Origin of the sequence: Flavobacterium glycines (assembly GCF_900100165.1) — a bacterium.
Taxonomy (GTDB): Bacteria; Bacteroidota; Bacteroidia; order Flavobacteriales; family Flavobacteriaceae; genus Flavobacterium; species Flavobacterium glycines.
On the sequence record NZ_FNEO01000001.1, the window covers coordinates 795,258 to 821,731 of the forward strand.

Here is a 26,474-nt window from a genome sequence, read left to right on the forward strand (position 1 = left end):
GTATTTATTTCATTATCCAGGTGTCCTTGCTTCCTCCGCCTTGTGAAGAATTTACAACCAGTGAACCTTCTGTTAGCGCTACTCTGGTGAGTCCGCCGGGAACAATTTTCACCCCGTTAGGACCACACAAAGCATAAGGACGCAAATCGACATGACGCAACTTTAATTCGCCGTCAATGTAGCAGGGAACGGTGCTTAACTGAATAATGGGTTGGGCGATAAAATTGCGCGGATTATTTAAAATAGCCACTTTGGCTGCTTCGAGTTCTTCTTCGGTAGCTTTGTTTCCCATTACCATTCCGTAGCCGCCACTTTGATTGGTTTCTTTGATAACCATATTTCCCATATCCGCAAAAACCAATTCACGTTCTTCCGGATTTTCCATTTGGTACGTAGGTACATTTTTAAGAATAGGTTCTTCGTTCAGGTAATATTTAATCATTTGAGGTACAAAAGCATAAATGGCTTTGTCATCGGCAACACCGTTTCCTACGGCATTTACTAAGGCAACATTACCCATTTTATAAGCACTTATCAATCCCGGAACTCCAAGTGTACTATCGGGTTTAAAAACCAGTGGGTCTAAATATTCATCGTCCAGACGACGGTAAATTACATCTACCTGTTGCAATCCGGAGGTGGTTTTCATGTATACTTTGTGATTGTTTACTACCAAATCCCGACCTTCTACCAGCGGAATTCCCATTTGTCTGGCCAAAAATGTATGTTCATAATAGGCCGAATTGTAAACGCCGGGAGTTAATAAAACCACATTGGGATTAGGAATACTTCTGGGTGACAGCGAAACTAAAATGTTATGAAAAATCATAGGATAGTTGGCTACCATACTTACATTATTAGCACGGAACATTTCCGGGAAAATACGTTTGGTAATTTCTCTGTTTTCCAGCATATAACTGACTCCGCTGGGACATCTTAGATTGTCTTCCAGCACATAAAATTCTCCTTTTTCTCCCCGTATTAAATCGATTCCGGCAATGTGAACATGGATGTCATGCGGCACTTTGATTCCGTGTGCTTCCGGTAAATAATGCGGACAGGAAGCGATTAATGAAGCAGGAATTATTCCTTCTTTTACAATCAGCTGTTCGTTGTAAATGTCTTCTAAAAACAGATTTAAGGCTTTCAAACGTTGCGCAATTCCGGTTTCGACTTCAATCCATTCGTTTTTAGTGATGATTCTGGGGATAATGTCAAAAGGGAAGATGCGTTCTATTCCCTGATTATCATCACTATAAACAGTAAATGTAATCCCCTGATTCATAAAAATATCCGAAGCCTGTTTCTGTTTTACATTTAGTTTGTCAAGATTTAAACCTTCTAATGTTTGCAATACTTGTTTGTAAGCGTCTCTTACGCCGTCCTTCGAAAACATTTCATCCCATCCCTTTGGGCTTAATTTCGGTGTTAAATTTACCATCTGTAATTATTGAAAAATTAATAAAAACTAAATTTGATTAAAAATAAATCAGTCTTTAGGCTAATTTAATAAAATTTACAGTATGATATTTTGTTTTATATGTGAATAATGTAATTAATGTAGCATTCGTTTTTTGCTGCTGTGTTTTTTGAGAAATAGTGTTTTTAAATTCATTTTTTTTCAAATTTCTCAACAGTAAAATCAATAATAAAATGAGGATGAGTAGAGGAACACAGATTTCACAGATTTCACGGATTTTAAGAAAATGTTTTTGGATTGGGATATAAGAGTCACTAATTCCAGAGTATTCGCCTTACAGATATATTATTATTTCTGCCACAGATTATATGGATTACACGGATTCTCTTCTGTTATTTAAAAAAATCTGTGTAATCCGTGAAATCTGTGTTTGTCTTTTTTAAAATCCAGAAATGATTATTTCGTGTTTTTAAAAGTCGCTTCCATTGCTTCCATCATACGAGGAGTAGACCAGGTTCCGGATACAATCATGCGTCTGATGGTGTAAAGCGGATCGATGGAATCTCTTTTGGTTGAAAGGATAAAAGCCATTTTATAACCGCTTTTTTTAATTTCAGGAATGGCTTCCTTATTCCATAATCCAAAAGGATAAGCAAAGTAATTTATTGGTTTTCCGATAATTTCCTCGAGTTTGGCTTTTGGTATAACCAATTGCGTTTCCCAGTCCTCGCCGGCATATTTAGTTACCATGTGGTGATCCCAGGTGTGGGCTGCAATTGTATGTCCGGAATCGGAGAGTGTTTTAATATCTTCTTTGCTTAAATAATTAGGTCGGTTGATGGAAACGGTCATTACAAAGAAAACCCCTTTGAAATTGTATTTTTTCATTTCGGCTGCGCCAATGCTGTATTGTTCGCCTCTGGTATCATCAAAAGTAATCATGACCGGTTTTTCCGGTAAAGCTTTGTTGTATACCAAATAGTCATACAATTGATCCGGTAAAATACTGTGATATCCGGCATCCGACAAAGCTTTCATTTGTTCTGCAAAAAGGTTTGGTTTTACCGTATAAGTTTTGGTCATTTCACCTGCCGATGCTGAGAAATCTTTGATATTATGATAGCATAAAATAGGCACTTCTTTTCGGGTCAATATCTCGGCAGCATTGGCCATAACCAGTTTTTCCTCTTTTTTGGGACTTGCCTTAGTTTCCGAAACTGCTACTTCTTTTTGAGTGGAAACTTCTTTCTTTTGTTGGCAACTTACGGCTAAAAATAGACCAAGTATTCCTAATGATATCGATTTTTTCATTTCCTGATCAACTTAAAATTATTGAAACTGAATATAGCTTGGTCTTGGCGCAAACTTTAATAATTGCTCCGGAGTGTACATTTTCCAGTCGTTCCAATTGTCATTTTTGTAGAACAATTTAAAACCTGTAAACTGCACCGGTTCTCTGTAAATGTATCTTAAATAAGTAGATCGTTTTAAAACCTGACTTCCAAAACCGTCCATGTCCATCACAATTTGAACTTCGGGAACTCTTTTGATGGCTTTGTAATTAGTTACCATTCCTTGTGTAAAACGGTGAACGACTAATATTTTTGGAGTTAATTTTTTTTCGCGAACAATTCGGGCCAGAATGTCTATCGCATCATTGATATCATCGGCAGACATGGTGCCAATTTTTTTACCCGGAACATGACCAGTTTTCATTGAAAATTCTGGATCGATTCCTAAATGAACATTCGGCAAGGCAAGGTAATCTACCAGTTGACTTACTTCGTCTTTTACATTACTATGACCAACCTGAATATCCAAAAATACCAGAGCGTTAATTGGTTTTGCCCAGCTTAAAAGGGTGTCAATTTGTTTGAAAGGCATTCTCATGTTGTAACGGTTACCGGCACCGGGAGCGCCTTGTGCGGAAACGGCAATATAGTGAAAAGCCGGAATCGTAGTAACAGTAGAATCGGCGGCTTTCCATTTGGCCACTTCTCCCTGTAGTTTTTCAATCATTTCGGCTTTCGGGTATTCGCCTAAAACGCCCATTCGTTTGGAATACAAGTTACCATAAAAAGCAATGATTCTATGATAAGGCAATAAGGCTCCCGGCAAAGGATAAGGCGCTTTTACAGGCCACATACCGGTTGTGTCTTTGTTGCTTAGTGCGATCATTCTTCGGTTGTAATCGGCGGTGTCAATGGCGGTGATTGGTTTCTGTTTCTTAACCGAATCTGTTTTTACAGCTACACTGTCTTTGTTTGTCGCTTCTTTAGTATTGGATTTGCTTTGATTGCAATTGGTGAAAAGGAAAAATAATGCAGGACTGATAAGTAGGGCTAGAGTATATTTTTTCATAAAGAAGCATATTTGGGTTTAATACAAATGTAACTTTTTAAGTAACGACTTTTTCATATAATTTGTATTCTGTTAGTAAAAAAAACAAGATTTTTTTTAGTTTTTTCATCCTTTTGGTTTGCTGTTTTGTTGTTTGAAAAACAATTGTTTCCTATCTTTATGTAAACTAATTATGCTATGAGGAAAATTACTTTATTTGTTATAGTTATTTTAATTGGTTTTTCTTTCAGTTCCTTTTCTCTTTATTCAAAAGAGTGCACGCAGGTTTTTGCAGTACCATTTTCTCAAATACAGGAGGTTTCTCCTTCTGTTATTCCTGTCAACAAACAGCTGATTACTACTTTTTTTAAAAAGTATTCTAATTTACAACCCTATCAGTCTAAGGTTACTTCATTGTATGTAAATAGAAAATTCAATTCCATTTGGTTCAATGCTGATTGCGAATTGATTCCGCTTGCCAGGTTGTTATATTCTAAAACAAATTCGTTAGAGGAGGAAGCCGTTGAAGGCTGTATTGATTATAAGGAAACCATTGACGGGATTTTTGATTCGAATACCGCTTTGCATCCGCTGTCTTATAATGAAACAGAAATCATGTTATCTGTGCTTTATGTGTATTATATACAAATGGTATATGATGATTTAGATAGGATTCAGTTACAAAAAAAGGGATGGTTTTTACAAGGAAAAGATTTGAATTATAATGAATTTCTGGATGCGTTATTAGAGAATCCCAAGTTGTTAGATCGTGCAGAAAAATACCAATTCAGTCAATATTACAAATTGCGTTCGGCTTTAAACAAATACCGCGAGATTGAAAAAAAAGGAGAATGGAATACGATTGAATACGATTCGACCATTCAGAATTATAAACCCTATGACAGTTGCCGAACGATTAGTCAAATCAGACACCGATTGTATATCATGGGCGATTTAGAAAAAGATTCCCAAAGTCAACTGTATGATCATGAATTAATGAATGCGGTGTTGCGTTATAAAAAACGATACGGTTATTATGCTAATTATTTTATAAGTCCGCAACAAATTAAACAATTGAATTTGCCAGTTCAGCATTACATTAAGAAAATAGCACTTAATATGGAACGCTGCCGATGGGTAGATCCCGAACTGGATAAGGCCGATGAATATCTCATGGTTAATATTCCTGCATTTAAACTGAATTATTTTAAAAATGGGCAGCGGGTTTTGGAATCCAATGTTGTGGTGGGGCAGGATTTAATGCAAACCGTAATTTTTAGTGCCTGTGTTAAAACAATTGTTTTTAGTCCGTATTGGTATGCGCCACAAAGTATTATTGACAGCGAAATAAAAAGCGGAATGAGCAGGGATAAGAATTATTTAGAATCCCGGGATATGGAATGGAATAATGGAGATGTGCGACAAAGACCCGGACCTCAAAATTCTATGGGATTAGTGAAGTTTCTTTTTCCAAACAGTAATGATATTTACCTGCACGATACGCCTTCTAAAGCATTGTTTAATTTGGATTATCGGGCGTACAGTCATGGATGTATCAATTTGCAAAAATCCCGTGAATTAGCACATCTTATTTTGAAAGACGACCCCGACTGGCCAGCTGATTGTATTGACTGGGCAATGAATAGAAAAGAGGAGAGTTATTGCGAGTTAAAAAACGAAATTCCTATTCATTTGGCCTATTTTACGGCCTGGGTGGATGAATATGATGTGCTGCATTTTTATGATGATCTTTATGGCAGAGACGCTCAATTAGAAATTGATTTAAGAAAATAAACCATTAAGAGAGTTAAGAAAATTAAGCGCAGGACTCAATGAAATTCAATTTCTTAACGGTTTAAAATAAGGAATATTTTATTCAGTTGATTCATAAAAATAGCAAACCATTAAGGAAGTTCAGAAATTTAAGCTCAGGGCTTAATGAATCTTAACTTTCTTAATGGTTTAAAAAAAAGAATGTTTTTATTATAATCTAAAGTTAAGGTTTCAATAAAGCAACTTCTTTGATCGTAACCATTTTTTTGGTTTTATTACTCCAGGAATTCATTACATAATTCATCACATCGGCAACTTCTTCATCGCTTAAACCTGCTGGTGGCATAATGCCATTGAATTTTTTTCCGTTTACGATAATTTCGCCTTTTTGACCGTATTTTGCGGCGTGAATACTTTGTGTTCTTTTGTTTTTCAACCAGTCAGAACCATCCAGAGGTGGAAAAGTCGTTCCATTTCCATTTCCGGTTGCCATATGGCATTGAATACAAAAATCGGTATAAACCTCTTTACCACGGGCGATGCTTTTTTGCAAAGGCGTTGGCTGTTGTTCTTTTATCGAAAGATATTCGTTTTCAGAGTTGGTAAAAGAGGTTGGATTTGAAAGATACAAACCACCCAAAAGTAGTAGGCTTACGCCAATATTTATTTTAGTAAATAGCATGTTAATCTAATTAGGTTTAATTTGTTGAAGCACTGCTTCAGTTTTTTTACCGCAGATTCGCAAATTATTATAAAAAATCTGCGAATCTGCGGTAACTTTTTAAATAGCTCGTAAAATCTGATTTACTGTAATTTAGTTGGGTATAATTTTTACAATTCCTTTTCCTTCTACGCCCATGTAGATAAAACCATCAGGTCCTTGTACTACATTGCGCAAACGACCAACATTAGTCGCGATTTTTTGTCGGCCAATGACTTTGTTTCTGTCTAATTTTACCAATTCCAAATATTGGAATTTCAGCGAGCCTACCAATAAATGTCCTTTCCAGTCCGGGTATTTATTGCTGGTAACGAAAGCCATACCACAAGGAGCAATAGATGGCGCCCAATAATAAATAGGATCTTCGATGCCTTCTTTTTGTTGGATGTTGCTTATAATGCTGTTGTCGTAATCAATACCGTAAGTTACCACCGGCCAACCGTAATTAGCTGCTTTTTTGATAATGTTGATTTCGTCGCCTCCTTGTGGACCGTGTTCATTTTCCCAAATAGCGCCAGTCACGGGATTTTTTGCCAGTCCCTGCGGATTGCGGTGACCGTAAGAATAAATCGCTTCTTTGGCATTGGCTTGTCCCACAAAAGGATTGTCTTTGGGGATGCTTCCGTCGTCATTCAGGCGGTAGATTTTTCCGTTATCTCTGGTAATATCCTGCGGATTCACAAAATGATTGCCGCGTTCTCCTGCCGAAAAATACAAATGACCTTCGTTGTCAAACACAATTCTGGAACCAAAATGCTGTCCTTTGGTGGTATTCGGACCGCATTTGTATAAAGATTCTATTTGAACGAGGCTTTCGTTTTCGAGTTTGGCTCTGATGAGTTTGGTGTTACCGCCTTCACCTTCGCCCTCGGTAGCCGCGTAAGTAATGTAAATCCAGCCGTTTTGCGCATAATTAGGATGCAATACAATATCCATCAAACCACCCTGACCTCGATTATAAACTGCAGGAACATTTTTGACTTCTGTTTTTGTGCCGTTTTTAAAATGATATAAAATCCCTGATTTTTCGGTAACCAGCATCGAGCCATCGGGAAGAAAAGCCATTCCCCAGGGATTGTTAATACCATCGACAACGGTTTCTAAACTGTAGTTTTTAACTGCTTCCTGTAGCGGAATGGCATCGTTTGTTTTCAACTGCGCTTCACAGCTGAAAATGATAAAAGAAAAAAGGAATATCGCTAATGATCTCATGATTTGGGAATTAAAAAGTGGTTTTAAAGGTAGTGAAAAGTTTAATAGAATAGTTTTAAGATTATGAGCTTCTTAAAGCAATTTCATTTTCAATGATTGTAACACACTCATCAAGATTTTTTGCTATTTCTTTTGACCAGAACCGAAGTACTTTCCAGTTTTGAGATTCGAGATAAGCAGTTACTTCAATATCCCGTTGCATATTCCTTTCGATTTTTTTAATCCAGAATTCTGCATTGGTTTGTGGTTTCTTTCTGGTTTCCCAGTCTTTTCCATGAAAGAATTCTGAATCTATGAAAATGGCAATTTTGAGTTTTTTAAAGGTAAAGTCCGGTTTACCGAAAACGGTTTTGTTGTTTTTGCGATAACGATAGCCTAAATTCCACAATGCTTTTCCTAAAATAATTTCAACCTTAGTTGCGGTGCTTTTTATTGCACGCATATTTTTGGAACGTTGTTGTGGATTGTGGACGTCCATGATAATCCTTATTTTAGTTTATCAATTTTTTGAAAATATTGTAGTACTGTATCTAATTCATTATCATCATTGTGCTTTGCTAACAATAATTTATTATCAATTGTGCAAAAGCATTTTCCGTTTAGTTTTTTAAAATTTTCTTCTACAAAAGTTTGGTAATCTTCTGTTTTTAAATTTGATTCATAAAATTCAAACCCACAAGCTTCTTGATTATTGAAAAATTTCAAAAAGTGCTTTCTAAATCTATTTTTAACCTCATCTCTAAAAACTTGAATTTCAAATTCATTGAAATGCGTATAGGCTTTTAAAACATACAAAAAGTTGATTTTATATTGATGAACAAACAACGTATCTCTATCAAATAATCGTTCTTGAAAATGGTATGAAGGTACCGGTTTGCCTTTTTTCTTTATAACATGATTATCATAATTATCAATATCGTCAATATAGCCGTAAATAAAGAAGTTTGGAGAAATGTTATAGCCTTCGGTTAATTTGTCCCTGTATCTTAAATTACCTAAGTGTTGTTGTCCCTTTTTGTTTAGTAAGTCAATATTGAACTGAATCACGTTTTTAGCATAGGTAAATTGCTTATATTTTGACACTTTACCTGCGGTACTATCCGATTTGTAGTATTTAGAATCACCAATATAAAAAATATTGCTGGTGTCGATTAACGATTTATAATCATAAATATGGTCAATGATTTTACCATCATCATTGTTTTTTAGTTTATCTATGGTAATCCCATCAACTTCTAGTGTGTTTAGTTTATCAGAAAATAATTTATCAACCATATCTTCAAAAACCAGATTGTAGTTGCTGATGGCTAAAAAATCTTCACGTTTTCGTTTGCCACTGCTTTTGTCAAATTGCGCAAAATACATTTCGCATAAGACGTACATTCGTTTTAGTGTATCGTTAAAGTAACGGTGTTTGATTTTACGCAGTTTTACTGAACCGTTTTGGCATAAGTTATCGAATAATTTCCCTGTTATAAAACTGAACGATTTATCAATTTTAAGGTTTAGTTTATGTTCTTTGTTTAAATGGTTTAGAATGGAAAAGAAATAAGTTAATAGTTCTTCTTCTGTATTTATAATTTTCTTTTTATTGGTTATTTCAACATATATGGGTGTTTTACCATTTGTTACAATTGGCATTGACTTTCTGATCGTTTTTTCCCACTTAGGCTTTTTTGCTTGGTTTGATACAAACTCGATATGCTTGAATAATATTTGTTGTTTGTTCTTTTTGTAGAAATTCACAAAACTTAATAACAAGTCCAGAAAAGAATATTCTTTATCCCCTAAATTAGTATTTAGTTCAAACGTTTCTGAATTATGGATGATTGAAGTTTGATTGTAACGTTTTCTGAATTCCGTTAAACTGTTGTAAAAATGTATCGATAATTGGCGTACCCAATTGTATTGCGTTTTATGTTTAACCGATTCGTTATCAATTAAATCAACTAGTTCTTCTTTAGAACAATCAAAAACGGTTTCCTTATTCTCTGCCATAAAGACTTTTGGCAGCATAAAAACCAAACTATTTTTTTCAAAAGAATGGTAATAGCCTACAGACGTAATTGTTCCTTCCAAACCGTTTTGCTTATAAAACTTTGGATCATCAAATACTTCTTCAAGTAAATCGATTGGATATATTTCGTTCTCTATCAGGATTTTCATCTATTCCTATTCTAAAACTTGTTGTGGTTCTGCTGCTTGTGCTAATGGAGTTTCTTCTTCTTTTATTTCTAAAGATTTTTTTGGTAACAACTCAATTCTTTCAAACAATTCTTTGATTTTCTTTTTACCATTGATATTCATTGGGAAGAAATCTTCATACGAGGTATTTTGCTCAAATACGTTATTGTCTTCGTCTTTAAAAACATCATTCCACAAATAGAAAATCACTTTGTTTATGAATGGTTTTAATGCAATTATGTTATCCTTTTCCGGTTTAATAAAGTAATTCCCAATACATTTATCCATTCCTAAGGATGGATTATTTTTAATGTGGTTCAAATTAACTTTTTCAATAAATTTTATCCAACTGTATTTTTGGCCGTCTTCAATATCAATTTCAAAATCAAATGAATCGTTGTTATTACCCAATTCATCTTTTGGATCGTAGCAAATAGGTACATACTCCCAATCCCATCTTCTCTTAAAGGCGCTATCCATAGGGAATAAAGACTGGTCTGAAGTATTCATGGTTGCCAGAATACTCAAATTAGGTGGTAACTTTAAGCCATTTACTATGCCTTCATGATTTTCATCTTTGAATGCTTCATGCATTAAATACTCTTTTAACTCTTTACTTGGCGAAACGGTGTAAGTTGAAGTACGGTCTAATAATTGGAATATTTCTCCAAAAATTTCAGCACAATTACCTCTGTTTATTTCTTCAATAACTAAATAATATTGATTTGCTGAATCTTGCCAAGCACGCTCGTAAATATTGGTAAAGGCTTGAGGTACGAATTTATAATGAACCTCATTTACGAAATATTCACCTTCATCATTAGTATATTTTACTTTATCAGTAATAGGCTTATATCCTCCAATAAAACTTGCATTGTCATACTCTGGATGAAAGGTTACTCGTTCGTAAAAGTGTTTATCAATGTTTTTAATTATCTTATCTACTTTATGCGATTTTCCTGTGCCAGGGGCGCCGTAGTAGATGGTGTTTTTGTTTGATATTTCTGGACTTGTATTTTCTTCTAAATCAATTTGATCATCTGCAATTCCTATCTCATGATTTTTATTTTTTAGAATTGTTTTATAAAAATCATATAGAGGACTTCCAGAGGGAAAAAATTCAAACTCATAAAGACTTAAATTTATAGCTCTAAAAACAACGATGTCTTCAACTTGTGCATTTAATTGGTCTCTTAAAAACCCTTTCAATTCACCATCAATCCGTGATTCACTTGAGGAAGCATAAATTCTAGTACTTATCTCTGTATTATTTAAACTAATAAATGCTGAATCATCGGAATGAACCTTAAATTTAAAAGTTATTGCTCTATTTGGATCGGGAGCTTTGTAACTAAATTTGAAGAATAATTCTGAAGGATCTAAAGGGAATGCTATTTGTTTACCATCTCTTAAATCTTGCTTAAAAAGATTTCTAATGTATATCATAAAAAACGGTTTTTATTTTTGGTATAGTTAAGTTTTATTTTGCTTTTTGGTAAAATTTTTTAAAGGAAAAATATACCGATTCAGCTATTTTTTTTGCCATTAATGGTGGAACAGCATTACCAACTTGTACATAAGTTTCTTGCTGATTACCAATGAAAACAAAGTCGTCTGGAAAAGATTGTATTCTTGCTGCTTCTCTTACCGATAAAGTTCTGTCTTCTGTTGGATGAATGTACATATAACCATCCATTCCAATATGTGCTAAAACAGTCCAAGATGGATTATTTTCAACTAATCGCTTAAGCCTATCTTTAAATATATCCTCTCTAAATGGAAGTATTTTTCTAACATCAGGAGGTAGATCCATATAGATACACCCTTGGTGCATATGAGCAAATACTTTTTTAGCCCTTTCATTTGTTAATCTACAGATATTATTTTTAACAGTTTTGCCTGTTTTTTCTCGCATTAGTTTTTGAAATTGGTCTAGCTTTGTATGTTTACTATATTCTACTTCTGAAATTCTCCAATTGTCAGTAATCTTTGGAAGGTCAGATATAGCACTTTTTACAGTAATATGTTTATCTAATTTTTCAATATCAATTTCTGAATCATTTGGGTTAATATTAAATTTCCCTTCTTTATACCAATGGGTTATTTCAGGATATTTATAACCCATTCCCTTTTTAAATCCTACCAAAATCATTCTTCTTCGATTTTGTGGAACACCATAATTTACGCTATTTAATACTTTGACCTCTTTAACTAATTCGTATTCAGGTAAATCACGCTCTATTATTTCTTTTACCGCATTGAATGTTGCTCCTTTATATTTTGTTAAAAATTGAGGAACATTCTCCATCACAAAAATATCTGGACGAAAAAAATCTACATAATTGAAATAATCTAGAAATAAATCATTTCTTGGGTCATTAGTAATATCTTTATCATCATGATCTTTATAAACAGATTGTATTTTTGCATGACCAATTGTACTAAAAGTAGGACATGGAGGCCCCCCAATGATTAAATCTACTTTTTGTCCATTCAGTAGTTTATTAAATTTTTCCGGTGGAACTTTACGAATATCTTCACAAATTGAAATGGAATCTTTAAAATTGTGTTTATGAGTTTCGATAGCTGATGGTTTATTGTCAATTCCACCAATGCATTTGAATTTACCTGTCATTTCAAATCCTTTAGCAAAACCACCCGCACCACAAAATAAATCTATAAAATTGTACATGTCTATTTTTAACTTTTTAGTAAAAACTATTTTTTAATTATTTATAAAAATTTTTTTATGGCCTTAGCTATTTGTTGCGCCATTAAAGGAGGAACAGCATTACCAACTTGTTTAAATTGATTTGTCCTAGAACCTTTGAAAACAAAATCGTCTGGAAAAGACTGAATTCTAGCAGCTTCACGAACCGTAAATGTTCTCTCTTGATTATAATCAGGGTGTATAAATAAATTACCATCTTTGTATAGATGAGCCACAACCGTTGTCCCAGGCAAATGCTTTTTTTGAACGGTATATCTATTACCAAAATGTTTAGGATCATGATGCACTAAATCTGGTCTAACTTCAGCAAGATGTTTTAACTGCCATTCGTTCTTACTTAATAAATTATATCTTTTTCTATCAGCTTCATTATGATTTCTAGCTTCATGATTATACAATTTGTCAAAATTCATTTCACGAATTTTCTTTAAATATGAATTAAATTTATTTGGCTTAAAGTCTAGTTCATTTTTACCTTCACCAGGATAAAGTTTAGGTAAATCTGAAATAGCATCTTTAACAGTAATATATTTAGACAAATTTCCAATATCGTTTTTAGATTCCATTTCTGGACTATAATGAGTTTTTATAATATTATTATAAATGTCTTTTGCTTTAAAATTTAAATCTTTTCTAACTCCTATAATTATAACTCGTTTTCTTATTTGTGGAACACCATAGTGAACTGAGTTAAGTAAAATTGTGTCTTTATCGTCACATACATCATAAAATTTCGACATTTCCGCAATGATTTCCGGAAAAAGAAGTTTACCATTTGGTTTGGCAGAAAGTAACCCTGAAACATTTTCAAATACAAAAACTTTAGGCATATACTTTTCTAATATATTTAAGTAATTTTGAAACAAATAGTTTCTTGGATCGTCTTTCATTGAATTGGGATCTTGAGCTCTTCCTACAGACGAGAAGCTTTGGCAGGGAGGACCTCCAACCAAAACATCTATTTTTTTATCTTCTAAAATATTATCAATTTTGATATTGGTTTCTTCTTTTGTTAAATCTCCACAAATAACTGATTGTTCAACAATTTCATTTGAATATTTATAAAAACGCATTCTTTCCTTTAATGTAAGGCAAGCTGCTTCATCAAAATCGACATGTACTATAGATTCAAAATTTTCTTTATAAAAGCCTTCACTAAATCCACCACATCCTGCGAATAAATCTATAAAAGTATGTTTACTCATTTTTTAACTTAATATTTTTTTATTTGACATTATTTTAAATAAAAATCTCAAATTTTTATTCTCTTAATTGGAATTTTTTATTTTTAATTCTGCTACTTTTAATATTTCACTTGGGTTATCTTCTTTTTGTACTAATTCACAAACTTGGTCAGCCAACCAAATTGTAAATAATTCTTTTTCATTCGTCTGAAATAACTTGGCTAGTGAGGGAATGTGTTCCCTTTTTGCCTTTCTTTCACCTCGTTCAATCTTACTTAGCATAGCGGTATCCATTTCCAAAATGCTAGCTATTTGTCTTTGTAAGAGCTGGTTTTGCTCTCGCAATTGCTTTATGTGTTCTCCAAAGTTCATACTACATTAATTGACTTGTCAAATTTTGTCTAATATAAAACGTTGCTAACAACAACCCAATAAGGACAAAGAATAGTTATTCACAAATTTTTGGAATGTTGAAAACAAGTATTTTTGGTTTAAGGAAAACCTAGCCCTGACCGCAGTGGTACTCCTGATGCAGGAGGCTTGTGATTTTTTCTTGTGCCAAAAGAGCGACCGCAGGAAGCTCCTTTTTGGCACTTAGAAAAATACAAGACTACAAATCAGAGTGTAGCGAAGGGCAGGAACAGCTTCTTAATACTATTTTAAACAATCAGTTTGTCATTGCGCGGGAGAGGAATCACATCTAGTATATCGATTCCAATTGTTCCGGACTTGTTTTAGTGCGATTGCTTCGTTCCGATAGTTATCGGAACTCGCAATGACGTTTGTGGTTATGTTCTGTTGTAAACCTTTGTGTAATTATAACTCGCTGTTAATGTTTTGTTTAGTTTTTTTAGCTTGAAAAAAAAATTGTTTTGAACAGTGATTTGGCACGTCATAAACGTATATCCAACACTTTATGGTAATATCCTATAATATTCTGAAAAAATCTCATAGGAAATCGTTGTAGTTTTGGGATAAATTTGTAAAATCATCAATAAGTTGTACGATATACTTATTGTTGAGGAGAATTGAATTTAAAATCCCATCTTTAATAAATGAAAAATTTACCATTATTAGATATCGCTATTATTGTACTCTATTTGATTGCAATGGTGGGCGTGGGAATTTATTTCTCCAGAAAAAACGAAAGTTCAGAGCAGTACACTAAAGCCTCCGGTAAGATTCCGGGCTGGGCAATTGGACTGTCTATTTATGCTACATTTTTAAGCAGTAATACTTTTTTAGGGGTTCCCGGAAAGGCGTTTGGAGGGAATTGGAATGCTTTTGTTTTTAGTATTTCGATGCCATTTGCAGCCTGGGTGGCGGCTAAATATTTTGTGCCGTTTTACCGCAGCACGGGAGAAGTTTCGGCTTATACTAATTTAGAAAAGCGTTTTGGTCCCTGGGCAAGAACCTATGCTGTGGTTTGTTTTCTGCTGACACAAATTACCAGAATGGGTTCGGTGTTTTTTGGAATTTCCCTTACACTGCAAGCCTTAACGGGTTTTAGTATGGAAACCATTATGTTGGTTACCGGTATTTGTATTGTGATTTATACGGTATTGGGTGGAATCGAAGCGGTGATTTGGACCGAAGTGGTTCAGGCTGTTTTGAAAACAGCGGGTGCTTTATTGATTTTGTATTTGATTGTTTCAAAAATGCCGGGTGGTGTTTCTAAGATAATTGAGATCGGTCAGCAAAGCGATAAGTTTAGTCTGGGTAGCTTTGCACCTGATTTTACCACTTCTACTTTTTGGGTGGTATTGTTATATGGGTTTTTTATCAACCTGAATAATTTTGGGATGGACCAGAATTATGTACAGCGTTATCATGCTTCGTCTTCGGCTAAAGAGGCTTCAAAGTCAATTTGGTTGTGTGTTTGGATGTTTGTTCCGGTTTCGTTGGTTTTCTTTGTGATTGGTTCTTGTTTGTTTGCTTACTATCAAACGACGCCTTCCTTAATCGAGCCAATTAAACTACAGGCAGCTGTAGAGCATCTTGGAGCAACGGCTTCTCAAATTGATATTGCCAATTATGCAAAAACATTACAACCATCAGATTATGGTGATAAGGTGATGCCTAATTTCATGGTCAACATGATTCCTACGGGTTTATTGGGACTAATAGTTTCGGCAATATTGTCGGCGGCTATGAGTACCATTAGTTCCGGAATGAATGCTTCGGCAACAGTGTTTTCAGAGGATATCTACAAGCGTTATTCGAAGAAAAAAATCAGCGACAAACAAAATATGCGTTTGCTGTATATCGGAACCGTTTTGTTTGGATTGGGCGGAATGGCCTGTGGTATCGCGATGATTGGGGTAAAAAGTATTCTGGATATCTGGTGGCAATTGTCAGGGATTTTTGCAGGAGGAATGCTGGGGCTTTTCCTTTTGGGTATTATCAGTAAAAAATCAGGAAATACCGAGGCTATGGCTGCAACGATTATAGGAATTATGGTGATTCTTTGGTTGTCGCTTTCGAGTCTGATTCCGGATCAATATGATTTTTTAAGAAGTCCGCTTCATGCGAATATGGTGATCGTGATAGGAACATTGTCGATTTATCTGACTGGAGCAACTATAGCAAAATTTAGAAGCGTAAAAGCTTAATTCATTATAATAAAAAAGAGAAAATAGAATAACGATGAACAATTCAAAAAAAGGATTTATTCCGGTAATGTTAACGCCATTTCATAATGATGGAAGCATTGATTACAAAACACTGACTGCTTTAACTGAAATGTACTTAAAGTCCGGTGTTACTGGTTTATTTGCCAATTGTTTGTCGAGTGAGATGTTTGAATTATCAGAAGCAGAACGTCTTCAGGTAACCAAACATGTGGTTGATGTAGTGGCTGGTCAGGTGCCCATTGTAGCTACAGGAACTTTTGAAGGAACAATTCAGCAACAGGCTGATTTTACCAATAAAATTTACGGAACAGGAATCGATGCTGTGATTTTAATTTCGGGTTTATTGGCTAAAGAAAATGATTCTGATGAAGTTTTTGTTAATAATGTACATCAGTTATTGGATTTGACTCCGGGAGTTCCAACAGGATTCTACGAATGTCCGGTGCCTTATAAAAGAGTATTGTCGGCTTCACAATTAGAGGATTTTGTCAATACAGGAAGAGTAATTTATCATAAAGACACCAGCTTAGATATCAATCAGATTAAGGCTAAACTGAGTGTGGTAAAAAATCCTGAATTCGGTTTGTATGATGCGTATATGGTACATGCCATCGAGTCGTTAAAAGCAGGTTCAGCAGGATTGTCGTGTATTCAGGGGAATTTCTTTCCTGAACTGATTGTCTGGATTTGCGATAATTATAATGATGCCTCTAAGGCTGATGAATTAGCGGCGGTGCAACAATTTTTAGTGACAAACATGGGTGTTATGCACGATGTGTATCCTATTGTGGCTAAATATACGTTACAACAAAGAGGTTTGTCTATTTCTAATTTTACACGCAGAGAAGTAGGTGATTTTACTCCAATTGTAAAAAATGCAGTGGATCAACTGCAAAAAGAGTACGATATTCTCCAGAATGAGTTGTCATTCTAGTTTATATATTTTGGTTAGTGTTAGTGATTATTAAGTCGTCTGTTCGATTGTTTTTGTGCAATGTCCTCTCCTCCCATTTTTTGGGCATTGCATAGGGATGTAAGAGTCTTTTTTGACCATAATTTGGGCTCTGAATACAATTTCTGTACAGAAGTTTTTCGGGCAGATGGGTTAATAATTGTTTTTGTTATGAATGCACTAATTGTTTTTTTATAATCTTTGTGTTGAAAATTAACGCAGATGCAGAGATTATTTTTGGAACACAGATTAGAGAAATAAAAGAAATTTAAAAAAATAACTTAGCGTTTCTTTGCAGTTTTCTCTGTGAATCTTTGTGAGAACAATTCCGGTTTCGTCTATTTTCTTTTATCTATTTTCTTGCCTCTTTTCTCTTGCTTCTTGTTTCTCCTTTCAATTCGACAAATACCTTTTCTTGTATTCCATAGGTGTAATTCCGGCTACTTTTTTAAAATGGCGGTAAAAATTGGAAACATTATTAAAACCGCATTCAAAACAAATCATTTCAGTAGGGATTTTGTTTTCAATCAGCAGCCTGCAGGCATGACTGATGCGGATTTCTATTAGAAAATCATAATAAGTTTTCTTGGTCATCAGTTTGAAGTAACGGCAAAAAGAGGTCACACTTAAGTTGCTGAATGCCGCAATTTCCTGCAGCGTGATTTCTTTTTTATAATTCGAAAGTGTATAACTGCATATTTTATTGAGTCTTATAGAGTCCGATTCGTTCGACTGATAAAAAGCGTGTGAAGAAGTAATTTCGGTATATTCTTCGGTTTCCGACAGAATTTTTAAGATATTCAGCAGGATAATTAACTTATCAATCTGATTTACATTAGGCGCTTTTTTCATTAACTCAATCAATTCTTCTTTGGCTTTTCCGTTGAAAATCATTCCTTTTTTCGCCTTATCGAATAGTTTCGGAAGCATAAATGATTCCGGCAGGTTTATAAAATCTTTGCCTAAACAATCGGGTAAAAAGTGAATTACGATGGCTTCCACATCAAGAGCGGAATTGTTTTGATAATACTCTTCATGACAACGCCAGGTATGAGGCAGGTTTTCGCCAAGCAAAATAACTTCTCCGGAGCTGAAATTACTGATGTTGTCACCAATAAAGCGCACTCCTTCACCCTTAGCAACAAAGTGCAATTCGAGTTCAGGGTGGTAATGCCACAGCTTTCCAAAATTAGGTTTCTTATCATGTCTGACTTCAAAGGAACTTTGGATGCTGGTGGGTACTTTATGGAATAACGGCTTCATATACAATAGGTTTGAAATGATTTGGCTAAATTAGTGTAATTTTTACAATTGCGAATGTTTTTATGATAATATCCTATAAATAGTTGCAAATAAATAATAAGATTGAAAAGCTAATTTTCAGCATATTTGAATATAGGCTGCAATCGTTTCAATTTTGAATTGGGGTTGCTGGTTTAAGGGAAATAAATAACTAATAATAATAGCGTATCACAAAACAGTTTGAATGTAAAGTTCAAATTGTCTTTGTGTTTTATTGCTTATAAATAACTTAAAAATATGAACATCTATTTAGTAGCAAGTGGCGATTTGCGTTTATCAGCCAATCAGGTATGTTGGGATGCACAAGCCCAAATGGAGCAATTATTATCAGAAGCTGTGGCTGAGGTTGGTGGAAAAATCATCAGAGCGCATGCTTATGATGAGCAAAAACAACATGGTTTTATTGATAGCCAGAAAATGGGAATGCAGGTTTTTAAAAATATTGACCCAACTGCGCCATTGATTGTTGCTGAAAGTGTTTGGCAATATTCACACCACGTTTTGGCAGGTTTGATTACGCATCAGGGACCAATTTTAACGGTGGCTAACTGGAGCGGAGAATGGCCTGGACTGGTTGGAATGTTGAACTTAAACGGTTCTTTGACTAAGGCAGGAGTAGAATACAGCACGCTTTGGAGTGTGGATTTTAGTGATGATTTTTTCAAAAGTAATTTGAAAAACTGGCTACAAACCGCTACCGTTCAACCGGATTTGAGTCACGTAAAAGCTTTTGATAAAGCACTAATTCCTGCTGACGAATTAGCAAAAGGAACTGCATTTGCAAAAGCATTCCGAAAAGAAAAAGCCATCATGGGTGTTTTCGACGAAGGTTGTATGGGAATGTTCAACGCTATTGTTCCTGACCATTTGTTGCATCCAACAGGAATTTATAAAGAAAGATTGTCTCAGTCGTCGCTTTACGCAAAAATGCTAACGGTGAAAGACGAGGAAGCCGAAGCGGTATTAACTTGGTTGTTGGATAAAGGAATGCAATTCGATTGGGGAACGGATGAAGCGACTCAGTTAACCAGAAACCAAACCTTGTTGCAGTGCAAAATGTACATTGCAGCGGTGCGTATTGCAGCCGAATTTGGTTGTGATACTATCGGAATCCAATACCAGCAAGGTTTGAAGGATTTAGTTCCTGCCAGTGATTTGGTGGAAGGATTATTAAACAATCAAAACCGCCCTCCGGTTTTTGACGAAGCAGGAAACGAATTGTTTGCCGGTGAAGCCTTACCGCATTTTAATGAAGTAGATGAATGTGCCGGAATTGATGCTTTGGTAACCTACAATTTGTGGCGTTCAATGGGATTGAAAGGCGAAAATACACTGCATGATTTACGCTATGGAGAGCACTATAAAAATGACAGCGTTGACGGATTTGTCTGGGTGTTTTTAATCAGTGGAGCAGCACCTCCGGAGCATTTTGTTGGTGGATATGAAGGAACTTCAAGTGAAAGACAACCGGAGATGTATTTCAGATTGGGTGGTGGTAGTGTGAAAGGAGTGAGTAAACCGGGAGCTATTGTTTGGAGTCGAATTTATGTAATGGATGATGCTTTGCATTGCGACTTAGGAATTGGAGAATGTGTTGATTTACCAAAAGAAGAATTAGACCGAAGATGGAATATGACTACACCACAATGGCCTATTATGAATGCGGTTTTAAAAGGAGTGAGTCGCGACCAGATGATGGGACGCCATAAGGCGAATCACATTCAGGTGGTATATGCTGAAAATGAAACGGAAGCTAACAAATTGTGCCGAATCAAAGCAGCTGCTTTACAGGAATTAGGAATTCAGGTGCATTTTTGTGGGGATGTAGCAGTGTAACATAAAACACCCCGGTCTTCGACCACCCCTCTAAAAGAGGGGAATTTCGAGCGTTATTCCCCTGCTGGGGAGAGCTTGTCCCGAGAATTCGGGAGGTGCCCAACGGGCGGGGTGGTTAAAAATTAATATGTCAATTCGAGTGTTTTTTGTTTCGTTATGCTACAAAAAAGCACTCGAATTGATGTTTTAATAACTATATTCACAGCTGTTTTGCAGATAAAAAACAGATAAAACCTAAATAATAACGGATAAAAACGGTTAGATTAGTTTTCTTAATTTTAACTTTGGAAAACTGCGTTCCGATAAAAAATAGAAAAGTAAAAAAAATGAAGAAATTGAAAGGGATTACATGGAACCATACAAGAGGTCTTTTGCCTATGGTTGCTACTGCTCAGCGTTTTACTGAGCTGTATCCAGATGTAGAAATTAGTTGGGAAAAAAGAAGTTTACAGGAATTTGCCGATGCTTCGATTGAAGATTTGGCTAAAAGATTTGATTTATTGGTCATCGATCATCCATGGACCGGTTTTGGTGCTGCTACCAATACGATTGTTCCTTTGTCGGATCATTTTTCAAGCGAATATATTAAAGATCAGGAAGTAAATACCGTAGGGAAATCATACGAAAGTTATGTTTTTCACAACAAACTTTGGGCTTTGCCTATTGATGCTGCTACTCCGGTAGCCGCTGCCCGTTTGGATATTTTAGAAAAAAACGGTTTAAAAGTTCCTGAAACTTACGAAGATTTATTGGCTTTGGCCAAAAAAGGATTGGTTGCTTTTGCCGGGATTCCGGTAGATTCATTAATGACTTTTTATTCTTATTGTTGTAGTTTGGGTGAAGCGCCGTTTTTATCTCAGGAAACTGTGATTTCAAAAGAGACAGGAATTAAAGCTTTGCAAATGCACCGCGAATTAGCCCAATTGATGGATCCGGCTAATTTTAACAGAAACCCAATTCAGGTTTATGAAGCCATGGTAAACACAGATGCAATTGCGTATTGCCCGTTTGCTTATGGTTATTCTAATTATTCAAGAATTGGTTACAGTAAACATTTACTTCATTTTTACGACTTAGTAAAGTTGAACGATCAGCCTATGATTAGTTCGTTAGGAGGAACAGGTTTAGCGGTTTCTTCTTTTAGCGAAAATCTTCCGGAAGCGTTGAAATATGCTGAATTTACAGGTTCTTCTCAAGTGCAACAAAATATTTTTGCCGATAATGGCGGACAACCGGGACATTTACAAGCCTGGAAAAGCGAAAGAATTAACGGAATCACTCATGATTATTTCAAAAATACGCTGCCTGCTTTAGAGCGTGCTTTCCTTCGTCCGAGATATGCAGGACACATGTATTTCCAGGATCATGCCGGTGATGTAGTACGTGATTATTTAATGAATGGTGGCGATGAAGTGGCTGTGCTTGAAGCAATGGATGCTTTGTATGTAAAATCACTTAACGAGGCAACAGTATGAGACCTTTAGAAGGTGTTGTTGTTTTAGAGTTTTGCCAGTTTTTGGCAGGACCTTCAGCAGGATTGAAGTTAGCCGACTTAGGTGCCAGAGTCATTAAAATCGAAAGACCTGTAAAAGGAGAGGCTTGTCGTCAATTGAGTATTAAAGATTTATTTGTTGACGAAAGCAGTTTGTTGTTTCATACGATTAATCGAAATAAAGATTCTTTTGCAGCCGACCTTAAAAATCCGGACGATTTAGAATTAGTCAAAAAATTGATTGCCAAGGCTGATATTATGACGCATAATTTCAGACCGGGTGTTATGGATAAAATTGGTTTGGCTTTCGCCGATGCTATTGCTATCAATCCTAAAATTATTTACGGAGTGGTTTCAGGTTATGGAGAAGAAGGACCCTGGGCTAAAAAACCGGGACAGGATTTATTGGTACAATCGTTATCAGGATTGACATGGTTGAGCGGACGAGATAGCCAGGGGCCGGTTCCTTTTGGTTTATCTACTGCCGATATCATGTGTGGCAATCATTTAGTACAGGGGATTTTGGCGGCTTTATTAAAAAGAGCTAAAACCAATAAAGGGGTTTTGGTTGAGGTTTCATTAATCGAATCAATACTCGATGTTCAATTTGAAGCTATCACATCTTATTTAAATGATGGCGGAAAATTGCAGCAAAGAGGTGATGTTGCCGGAAGTGCCCATGCTTTTTTGAGTGCGCCTTATGGTGTCTATAAAACTCAGGATGGCTATCTTTCACTGGCTATGGGCGATTTAATGTTCATTAGCGAATTGCTTGAAGTGAATTTGGAAAAATACAGAGAAAAACAGCTGTGGTTTGAATTCCGTGATGAAATCAGAACGCTTTTAAGCGAAAGAATCATTCAAAAATCAACAGATCATTGGTTGGATTTATTGATTGGAAAAGGCGTTTGGTGTGGAAAAGTGTTGAATTATCAGGATTTGGATGCTATTGATTTTGGCATGCCGATGAAGCAGACTATTGAAAATGCCGAGCATAGAAAGATCGTTACTACCCGAAGTCCGATTCAGTTGGATGGCCAAATTTTGACCAGCACTAAAGCTGCGCCAAAGGTAGGAGAGCAAAATGTCATTATAAAGAAAGAGTTTATTCGCTAGATTGTTAAATCGTTTATTCGTATTGAAATGTTTAACAAATAATCACGCTTAACAGTTAGAAATGAAACAAACGATTCAACGAATAAACTATAAAACGGTTAAACAAAAAATGAAGCCATTAGAAGATTATTTAATAATAGATTTCAGCCAGTTTCTTTCGGGACCTTCAGCCAGTTTACGTCTGGCCGATATGGGTGCCCGTGTCATTAAAATTGAGAAACCGGGAACAGGCGATATTTGCCGAACTTTATATACTTCGGATTTGATTATGAACGGAGAATCCTCTGTTTTTCATACGATAAACCGAAACAAAGAATCCTTTGCGATTGATTTCAAACAGCCGGAGGAATTAGCAAAACTGAAGAAACTATTGGCTAAGGCCGATGTAGTGATGCATAATTTCAGACCGGGTGTTATGGAACGCATCGGATTGAGTTATGAAGAAGTACAAAAGATAAATCCTAATGTGGTTTATGCTTCGATAAGCGGCTACGGCTCCAAAGGTGCTTTTAAAGATTTGCCGGGACAGGATTTGTTGTTACAATCTTTAACCGCTTTGACCTGGTTAACAGGAAACGAAGGTGATGGACCGGTTCCTATGGGATTGTCTATTGTAGATATGCTGGCGGGAGCACATTTAGCTCAGGGAATTTTGGCAGCCTTGTATCGAAAAGTGACTCAAAATGTGGGTGCTTTAATTGAAGTGAGTATGCTAGAATCGGCATTCGATTTTCAGTTTGAAACCATCACGACTTTCTTTAATGACGGTGGTGAATTGCCTGTTAGAACCAAAACTAACAATGCTAATGCTTATTTAGGAGCGCCTTACGGAATTTACCAGACTAAAAATGGCTACATGAGTTTAGCTATGGGATCGATTCCGGTTTTAGCAGAATTGCTTAGCTGTGAAGAATTGAAGCAATTCCCTGAAAATAAATTTACATTAAGAGACGATATCAAATCGGTTTTAGCGGCACATTTACAAACTCAGGATTCTGAATATTGGTTGAATATTTTAGAGCCTGCTGATATTTGGTGTGCCAATGTATTGAATTATGAGCAGCTTTTTGCTCAGGAGGGATTTCAGGTTTTAGACTTTGTTCAGGAAGTTGAAATGACAGACGGTTATCGTTATAAAACAACTCGTTGCCCTATTCGAATTGACGGAGAATTATTTACATTTGGTAAAGCTTCGCCTAAATTAGGTCAGGATAACGAAAAAATTATTAAAGAATTTAATCTTTGCTAATGGAAAATTCAACATTTAGAATTGCGGTTAGAAAATTTGGTCCTTTTGAGACTGCCATGCAGCAACTTTGGGATGCCTTTTGCTTAAAAAACGATATCAGTATTGCTGTGGAAATGGTTCCTATGGAATTGCATGATTTGTATGAACAAACTATTAGTGAAGGTGGTTTGAAAAAAGGCGATTGGGATATAGCCCACATCAATACCGATTGGATTTTTGATGCAGCAAAAGCGAATGCTGTTCAGGATTTAACTTCTTTTATTGCTAAAAAAGCTCCGCAGGATTTTCCTCAGGGTTGGCATAATTCGTTGTTGCATTTGCAGGAAATAGAAGGAGGTATTTACGGATTACCGTTTCATGATGGCCCGGAATGTTTGATTTACAGAAAGGATTTATTCGAAAATCCAATTGAAAAAGAAAATTTTAAAAAGCAGTATGGCTATGAATTAGCGCCACCTAAAACATGGACTGAATTCGAGCAAATAGCTACTTTTTTTAATCGTCCAGGCGAAAATTTATACGGTTGTGTTTTTGCCAATTATCCTGATGGGCATAACATGGTTTTTGATTTTTGTCTGCATTTATGGACTCGCGGAGGTTCTTTGATCAACAATGAAAATCGTGTAAACGTTAACACTTCGGCAGCTATTGATACATTGGATTATTACCGTTATATCGTTAAGAAAACCGATGCAGTTCATCCGGGATCTATTGATTTTGGATCGGTAGAAGCGGGAATTGCTTTTTCAAAAGGAGAAGCTGCTATGACTATCAATTGGTTTGGTTTTGCCTCGATGTCGGATGTTATTGCCGAATCCAAAGTGAAAGGAAAAGTAGATGTTACCACTTTGCCATTTGCCGAAGGCGGAAAAACAGCTTCATTGAATGTTTATTGGTTATATACTATTGGAACAGGAAGTAAAAACAAACAATTAGCCTATGATTTTTTACGGTTTGCCACTACAGCCGAAAGTGATAAATTATTAACGAATGAAGGCGGAATTGGTTGTAGAAAATCAACCTGGAAAGATCCGGAAATAAATGCTACGATTCCTTATTATCATAAATTAGAAAGTTTGCATGAAAATGCACTGACTTTGCCACAAATTGCCGTTTGGCCGGATATTGCCATTTTGATTGATCAAATGGTTTTAACCGCTTTAAAAACAGATATCCCATCAGCGGATTTATTAAAAAACACACAAATTGAAATTGAAAAAATATTATAATTATGCAAATTCCCTATAAGCCTGAATTACCCAAAACCAAACAACCTATAGTAATTATTGGTGCCAGCGGAATTGTAAAAGATGCCCATTTGCCTGCTTATAAAATGGCAGGATTTGAGGTTTTCGGGATAACCAACAGAACTTTTGCCAAGGCTCAGGCTATGGCTGCGGAATTTGGAATTCCTCATGTTTTTGAAACAGTGGCTGATGCCGTAAAAAGTGCTCCGGCCAATGCTGTTTACGATATTACGGTAATGCCGGAACAATACATTGAAATTTTAGAGCAATTGCCTGATGGCGCTGCCGTTTTAATTCAAAAACCAATGGGAAATGATTTGGTTGAAGCCAAAGAAATTCTTGCCGTTTGTGAAAGAAAAAATCTGGTAGGTGCAATTAATTTCCAATTGCGTTTTGCTCCATTTGTTGCTGCAGCCCGTTATTTGATTAATGAAGGAATCATTGGTGAACTGTATGATTTGGAGTTCAAAGTAACGGTAAATACACCTTGGGAATTGTTTCCATTGGTTAAAGTACATCCAAGATTGGAGATTTTATTCCACAGTGTACATTATATAGATTGCATTCGTTCGTTTGTAGGAGATCCAAAAAGTGTTTTGGCGAAAACCTGGAGACATCCGTCAAAAGATTTATCCTCTTCACGTTCTACGATTATTTTAGATTATGGTGATACGATGCGTGCGGTTATCAATACCAATCACGATCATCATTTTGGACCGGAGCATGAAGAAAGTTACATCAAATGGGAAGGTACTAAAGGAGCTGTCAAAGCTAAAATGGGCTTGTTGATGAATTATCCTGCCGGACTGGAAGATGTTTTCGAATATTCAGTACAAAATGCTGAAGGAAAATACGAGTGGAAAAAAGTACAACTGGAAGGTTCCTGGTTTCCGGAAGCTTTTGTGGGAACAATGGCTAACCTGATGCGTTACAAGGAAGGTTCGGATAGCGAATTGTTTGCCAGTGTTGAAAATGTACTGGGAACTATGAAAGTGGTAGAAGCCTGTTATATCAGCAATAAAAACGGTGGCGTTCCACAAATGGATTTATAAAATTATGTCAAAAGTCGAAAGTTATAAAGT

21 protein-coding genes are annotated in these 26,474 nt (G+C 35.6%); 9 read left to right on the forward strand and 12 right to left on the reverse strand.

The features are described 5' to 3' along the window. Nucleotides 1-4: 4 nt before the first annotated feature. The 3 genes from BLR17_RS03050 to BLR17_RS03060 all read right to left on the reverse strand — a co-directional run bounded on the left by BLR17_RS03050 (nucleotide 5) and on the right by BLR17_RS03060 (nucleotide 3,781). Nucleotides 5-1,441, reverse strand: coding sequence for a circularly permuted type 2 ATP-grasp protein (locus BLR17_RS03050; protein ID WP_066327785.1), 1,437 nt, complete (start codon nucleotides 1,439-1,441; stop codon nucleotides 5-7). Nucleotides 1,442-1,876: 435 nt separating this feature from the next. Beyond that, nucleotides 1,877-2,731 (reverse strand): polysaccharide deacetylase family protein, encoded by an 855-nt coding sequence (locus BLR17_RS03055; RefSeq protein WP_066327784.1) that lies wholly within the window; start codon nucleotides 2,729-2,731, stop codon nucleotides 1,877-1,879. An 18-nt stretch (nucleotides 2,732-2,749) separates the two neighbouring features. Beyond that, on the reverse strand, nucleotides 2,750-3,781 hold the full coding sequence (locus BLR17_RS03060) for a hypothetical protein (protein WP_066327783.1): 1,032 nt from the start codon (nucleotides 3,779-3,781) through the stop codon (nucleotides 2,750-2,752). A 177-nt stretch (nucleotides 3,782-3,958) separates the two neighbouring features. On the opposite strand from BLR17_RS03060, the gene BLR17_RS03065 reads away from it, so the two are divergent. Further along, nucleotides 3,959-5,554: a L,D-transpeptidase family protein gene (locus BLR17_RS03065; RefSeq protein ID WP_066327782.1), complete on the forward strand. Its 1,596-nt coding sequence runs from the start codon at nucleotides 3,959-3,961 to the stop codon at nucleotides 5,552-5,554. A 202-nt stretch (nucleotides 5,555-5,756) separates the two neighbouring features. On the opposite strand, the gene BLR17_RS03070 is transcribed toward BLR17_RS03065, so the two are convergent. The 8 genes from BLR17_RS03070 to BLR17_RS03105 all read right to left on the reverse strand — a co-directional run bounded on the left by BLR17_RS03070 (nucleotide 5,757) and on the right by BLR17_RS03105 (nucleotide 13,937). Beyond that, nucleotides 5,757-6,215: a c-type cytochrome gene (locus BLR17_RS03070; protein WP_066327780.1), complete on the reverse strand. Its 459-nt coding sequence runs from the start codon at nucleotides 6,213-6,215 to the stop codon at nucleotides 5,757-5,759. Nucleotides 6,216-6,347: 132 nt separating this feature from the next. Further along, on the reverse strand, nucleotides 6,348-7,466 hold the full coding sequence (locus BLR17_RS03075) for a PQQ-dependent sugar dehydrogenase (RefSeq protein ID WP_066327778.1): 1,119 nt from the start codon (nucleotides 7,464-7,466) through the stop codon (nucleotides 6,348-6,350). A 61-nt stretch (nucleotides 7,467-7,527) separates the two neighbouring features. Next, nucleotides 7,528-7,944, reverse strand: a complete 417-nt coding sequence (locus tag BLR17_RS03080) for a very short patch repair endonuclease (RefSeq protein WP_066327776.1) — start codon at nucleotides 7,942-7,944, stop codon at nucleotides 7,528-7,530. 8 nt (nucleotides 7,945-7,952) lie between these two features. After that, complete coding sequence (locus BLR17_RS03085) at nucleotides 7,953-9,632, reverse strand: hypothetical protein (RefSeq protein WP_066327773.1); 1,680 nt, start codon at nucleotides 9,630-9,632, stop codon at nucleotides 7,953-7,955. Nucleotides 9,633-9,638: 6 nt separating this feature from the next. Continuing rightward, the gene (locus BLR17_RS03090) at nucleotides 9,639-11,096 is read right to left on the reverse strand and encodes an McrB family protein (RefSeq protein ID WP_066327771.1); all 1,458 of its coding nucleotides are present in this window, start codon (nucleotides 11,094-11,096) and stop codon (nucleotides 9,639-9,641) included. Between the two features lie 34 nt (nucleotides 11,097-11,130). Beyond that, on the reverse strand, nucleotides 11,131-12,342 hold the full coding sequence (locus BLR17_RS03095) for a DNA cytosine methyltransferase (RefSeq protein ID WP_066327768.1): 1,212 nt from the start codon (nucleotides 12,340-12,342) through the stop codon (nucleotides 11,131-11,133). 41 nt (nucleotides 12,343-12,383) lie between these two features. Further along, on the reverse strand, nucleotides 12,384-13,586 hold the full coding sequence (locus BLR17_RS03100; RefSeq protein WP_066327761.1) for a DNA cytosine methyltransferase: 1,203 nt from the start codon (nucleotides 13,584-13,586) through the stop codon (nucleotides 12,384-12,386). Nucleotides 13,587-13,649: 63 nt separating this feature from the next. Further along, nucleotides 13,650-13,937, reverse strand: a complete 288-nt coding sequence (locus BLR17_RS03105; protein WP_066327759.1) for a helix-turn-helix domain-containing protein — start codon at nucleotides 13,935-13,937, stop codon at nucleotides 13,650-13,652. 683 nt (nucleotides 13,938-14,620) lie between these two features. Here BLR17_RS03105 and BLR17_RS03110 point away from each other — a divergent pair. After that, complete coding sequence (locus BLR17_RS03110) at nucleotides 14,621-16,177, forward strand: sodium:solute symporter family protein (RefSeq protein WP_066327757.1); 1,557 nt, start codon at nucleotides 14,621-14,623, stop codon at nucleotides 16,175-16,177. 34 nt (nucleotides 16,178-16,211) lie between these two features. After that, complete coding sequence (locus BLR17_RS03115; protein WP_066327755.1) at nucleotides 16,212-17,132, forward strand: dihydrodipicolinate synthase family protein; 921 nt, start codon at nucleotides 16,212-16,214, stop codon at nucleotides 17,130-17,132. Nucleotides 17,133-17,543: 411 nt separating this feature from the next. On the opposite strand, the gene BLR17_RS03120 is transcribed toward BLR17_RS03115, so the two are convergent. Beyond that, nucleotides 17,544-18,413 carry an AraC family transcriptional regulator gene (locus BLR17_RS03120; protein WP_066327747.1) on the reverse strand — a complete coding sequence of 290 codons (870 nt, stop codon included), beginning with the start codon at nucleotides 18,411-18,413 and terminating at the stop codon, nucleotides 17,544-17,546. 276 nt (nucleotides 18,414-18,689) lie between these two features. Here BLR17_RS03120 and BLR17_RS03125 point away from each other — a divergent pair, with 276 nt between their 5' ends. From BLR17_RS03125 to BLR17_RS03150, 6 genes are all read left to right on the forward strand, one after another. Beyond that, nucleotides 18,690-20,288, forward strand: a complete 1,599-nt coding sequence (locus BLR17_RS03125; protein ID WP_066327744.1) for a fucose isomerase — start codon at nucleotides 18,690-18,692, stop codon at nucleotides 20,286-20,288. 326 nt (nucleotides 20,289-20,614) lie between these two features. Next, nucleotides 20,615-21,763, forward strand: a complete 1,149-nt coding sequence (locus BLR17_RS03130; RefSeq protein WP_066328477.1) for an ABC transporter substrate-binding protein — start codon at nucleotides 20,615-20,617, stop codon at nucleotides 21,761-21,763. Next, entirely contained in the window at nucleotides 21,760-22,896 is a 1,137-nt protein-coding gene (locus BLR17_RS03135) for a CaiB/BaiF CoA transferase family protein (protein ID WP_066327743.1), read from the forward strand. The genes BLR17_RS03130 and BLR17_RS03135 overlap by 4 nt, the downstream gene beginning before the upstream one ends. A 109-nt stretch (nucleotides 22,897-23,005) precedes the next feature. Beyond that, nucleotides 23,006-24,145, forward strand: coding sequence for a CaiB/BaiF CoA transferase family protein (locus tag BLR17_RS03140; RefSeq protein WP_066328476.1), 1,140 nt, complete (start codon nucleotides 23,006-23,008; stop codon nucleotides 24,143-24,145). Then, nucleotides 24,145-25,374 (forward strand): ABC transporter substrate-binding protein, encoded by a 1,230-nt coding sequence (locus tag BLR17_RS03145; RefSeq protein ID WP_066327741.1) that lies wholly within the window; start codon nucleotides 24,145-24,147, stop codon nucleotides 25,372-25,374. The genes BLR17_RS03140 and BLR17_RS03145 overlap by 1 nt, the downstream gene beginning before the upstream one ends. A 2-nt stretch (nucleotides 25,375-25,376) precedes the next feature. Continuing rightward, nucleotides 25,377-26,444, forward strand: coding sequence for a Gfo/Idh/MocA family protein (locus BLR17_RS03150; RefSeq protein ID WP_066327739.1), 1,068 nt, complete (start codon nucleotides 25,377-25,379; stop codon nucleotides 26,442-26,444). The last annotated feature ends 30 nt before the right edge of the window (nucleotides 26,445-26,474 follow it).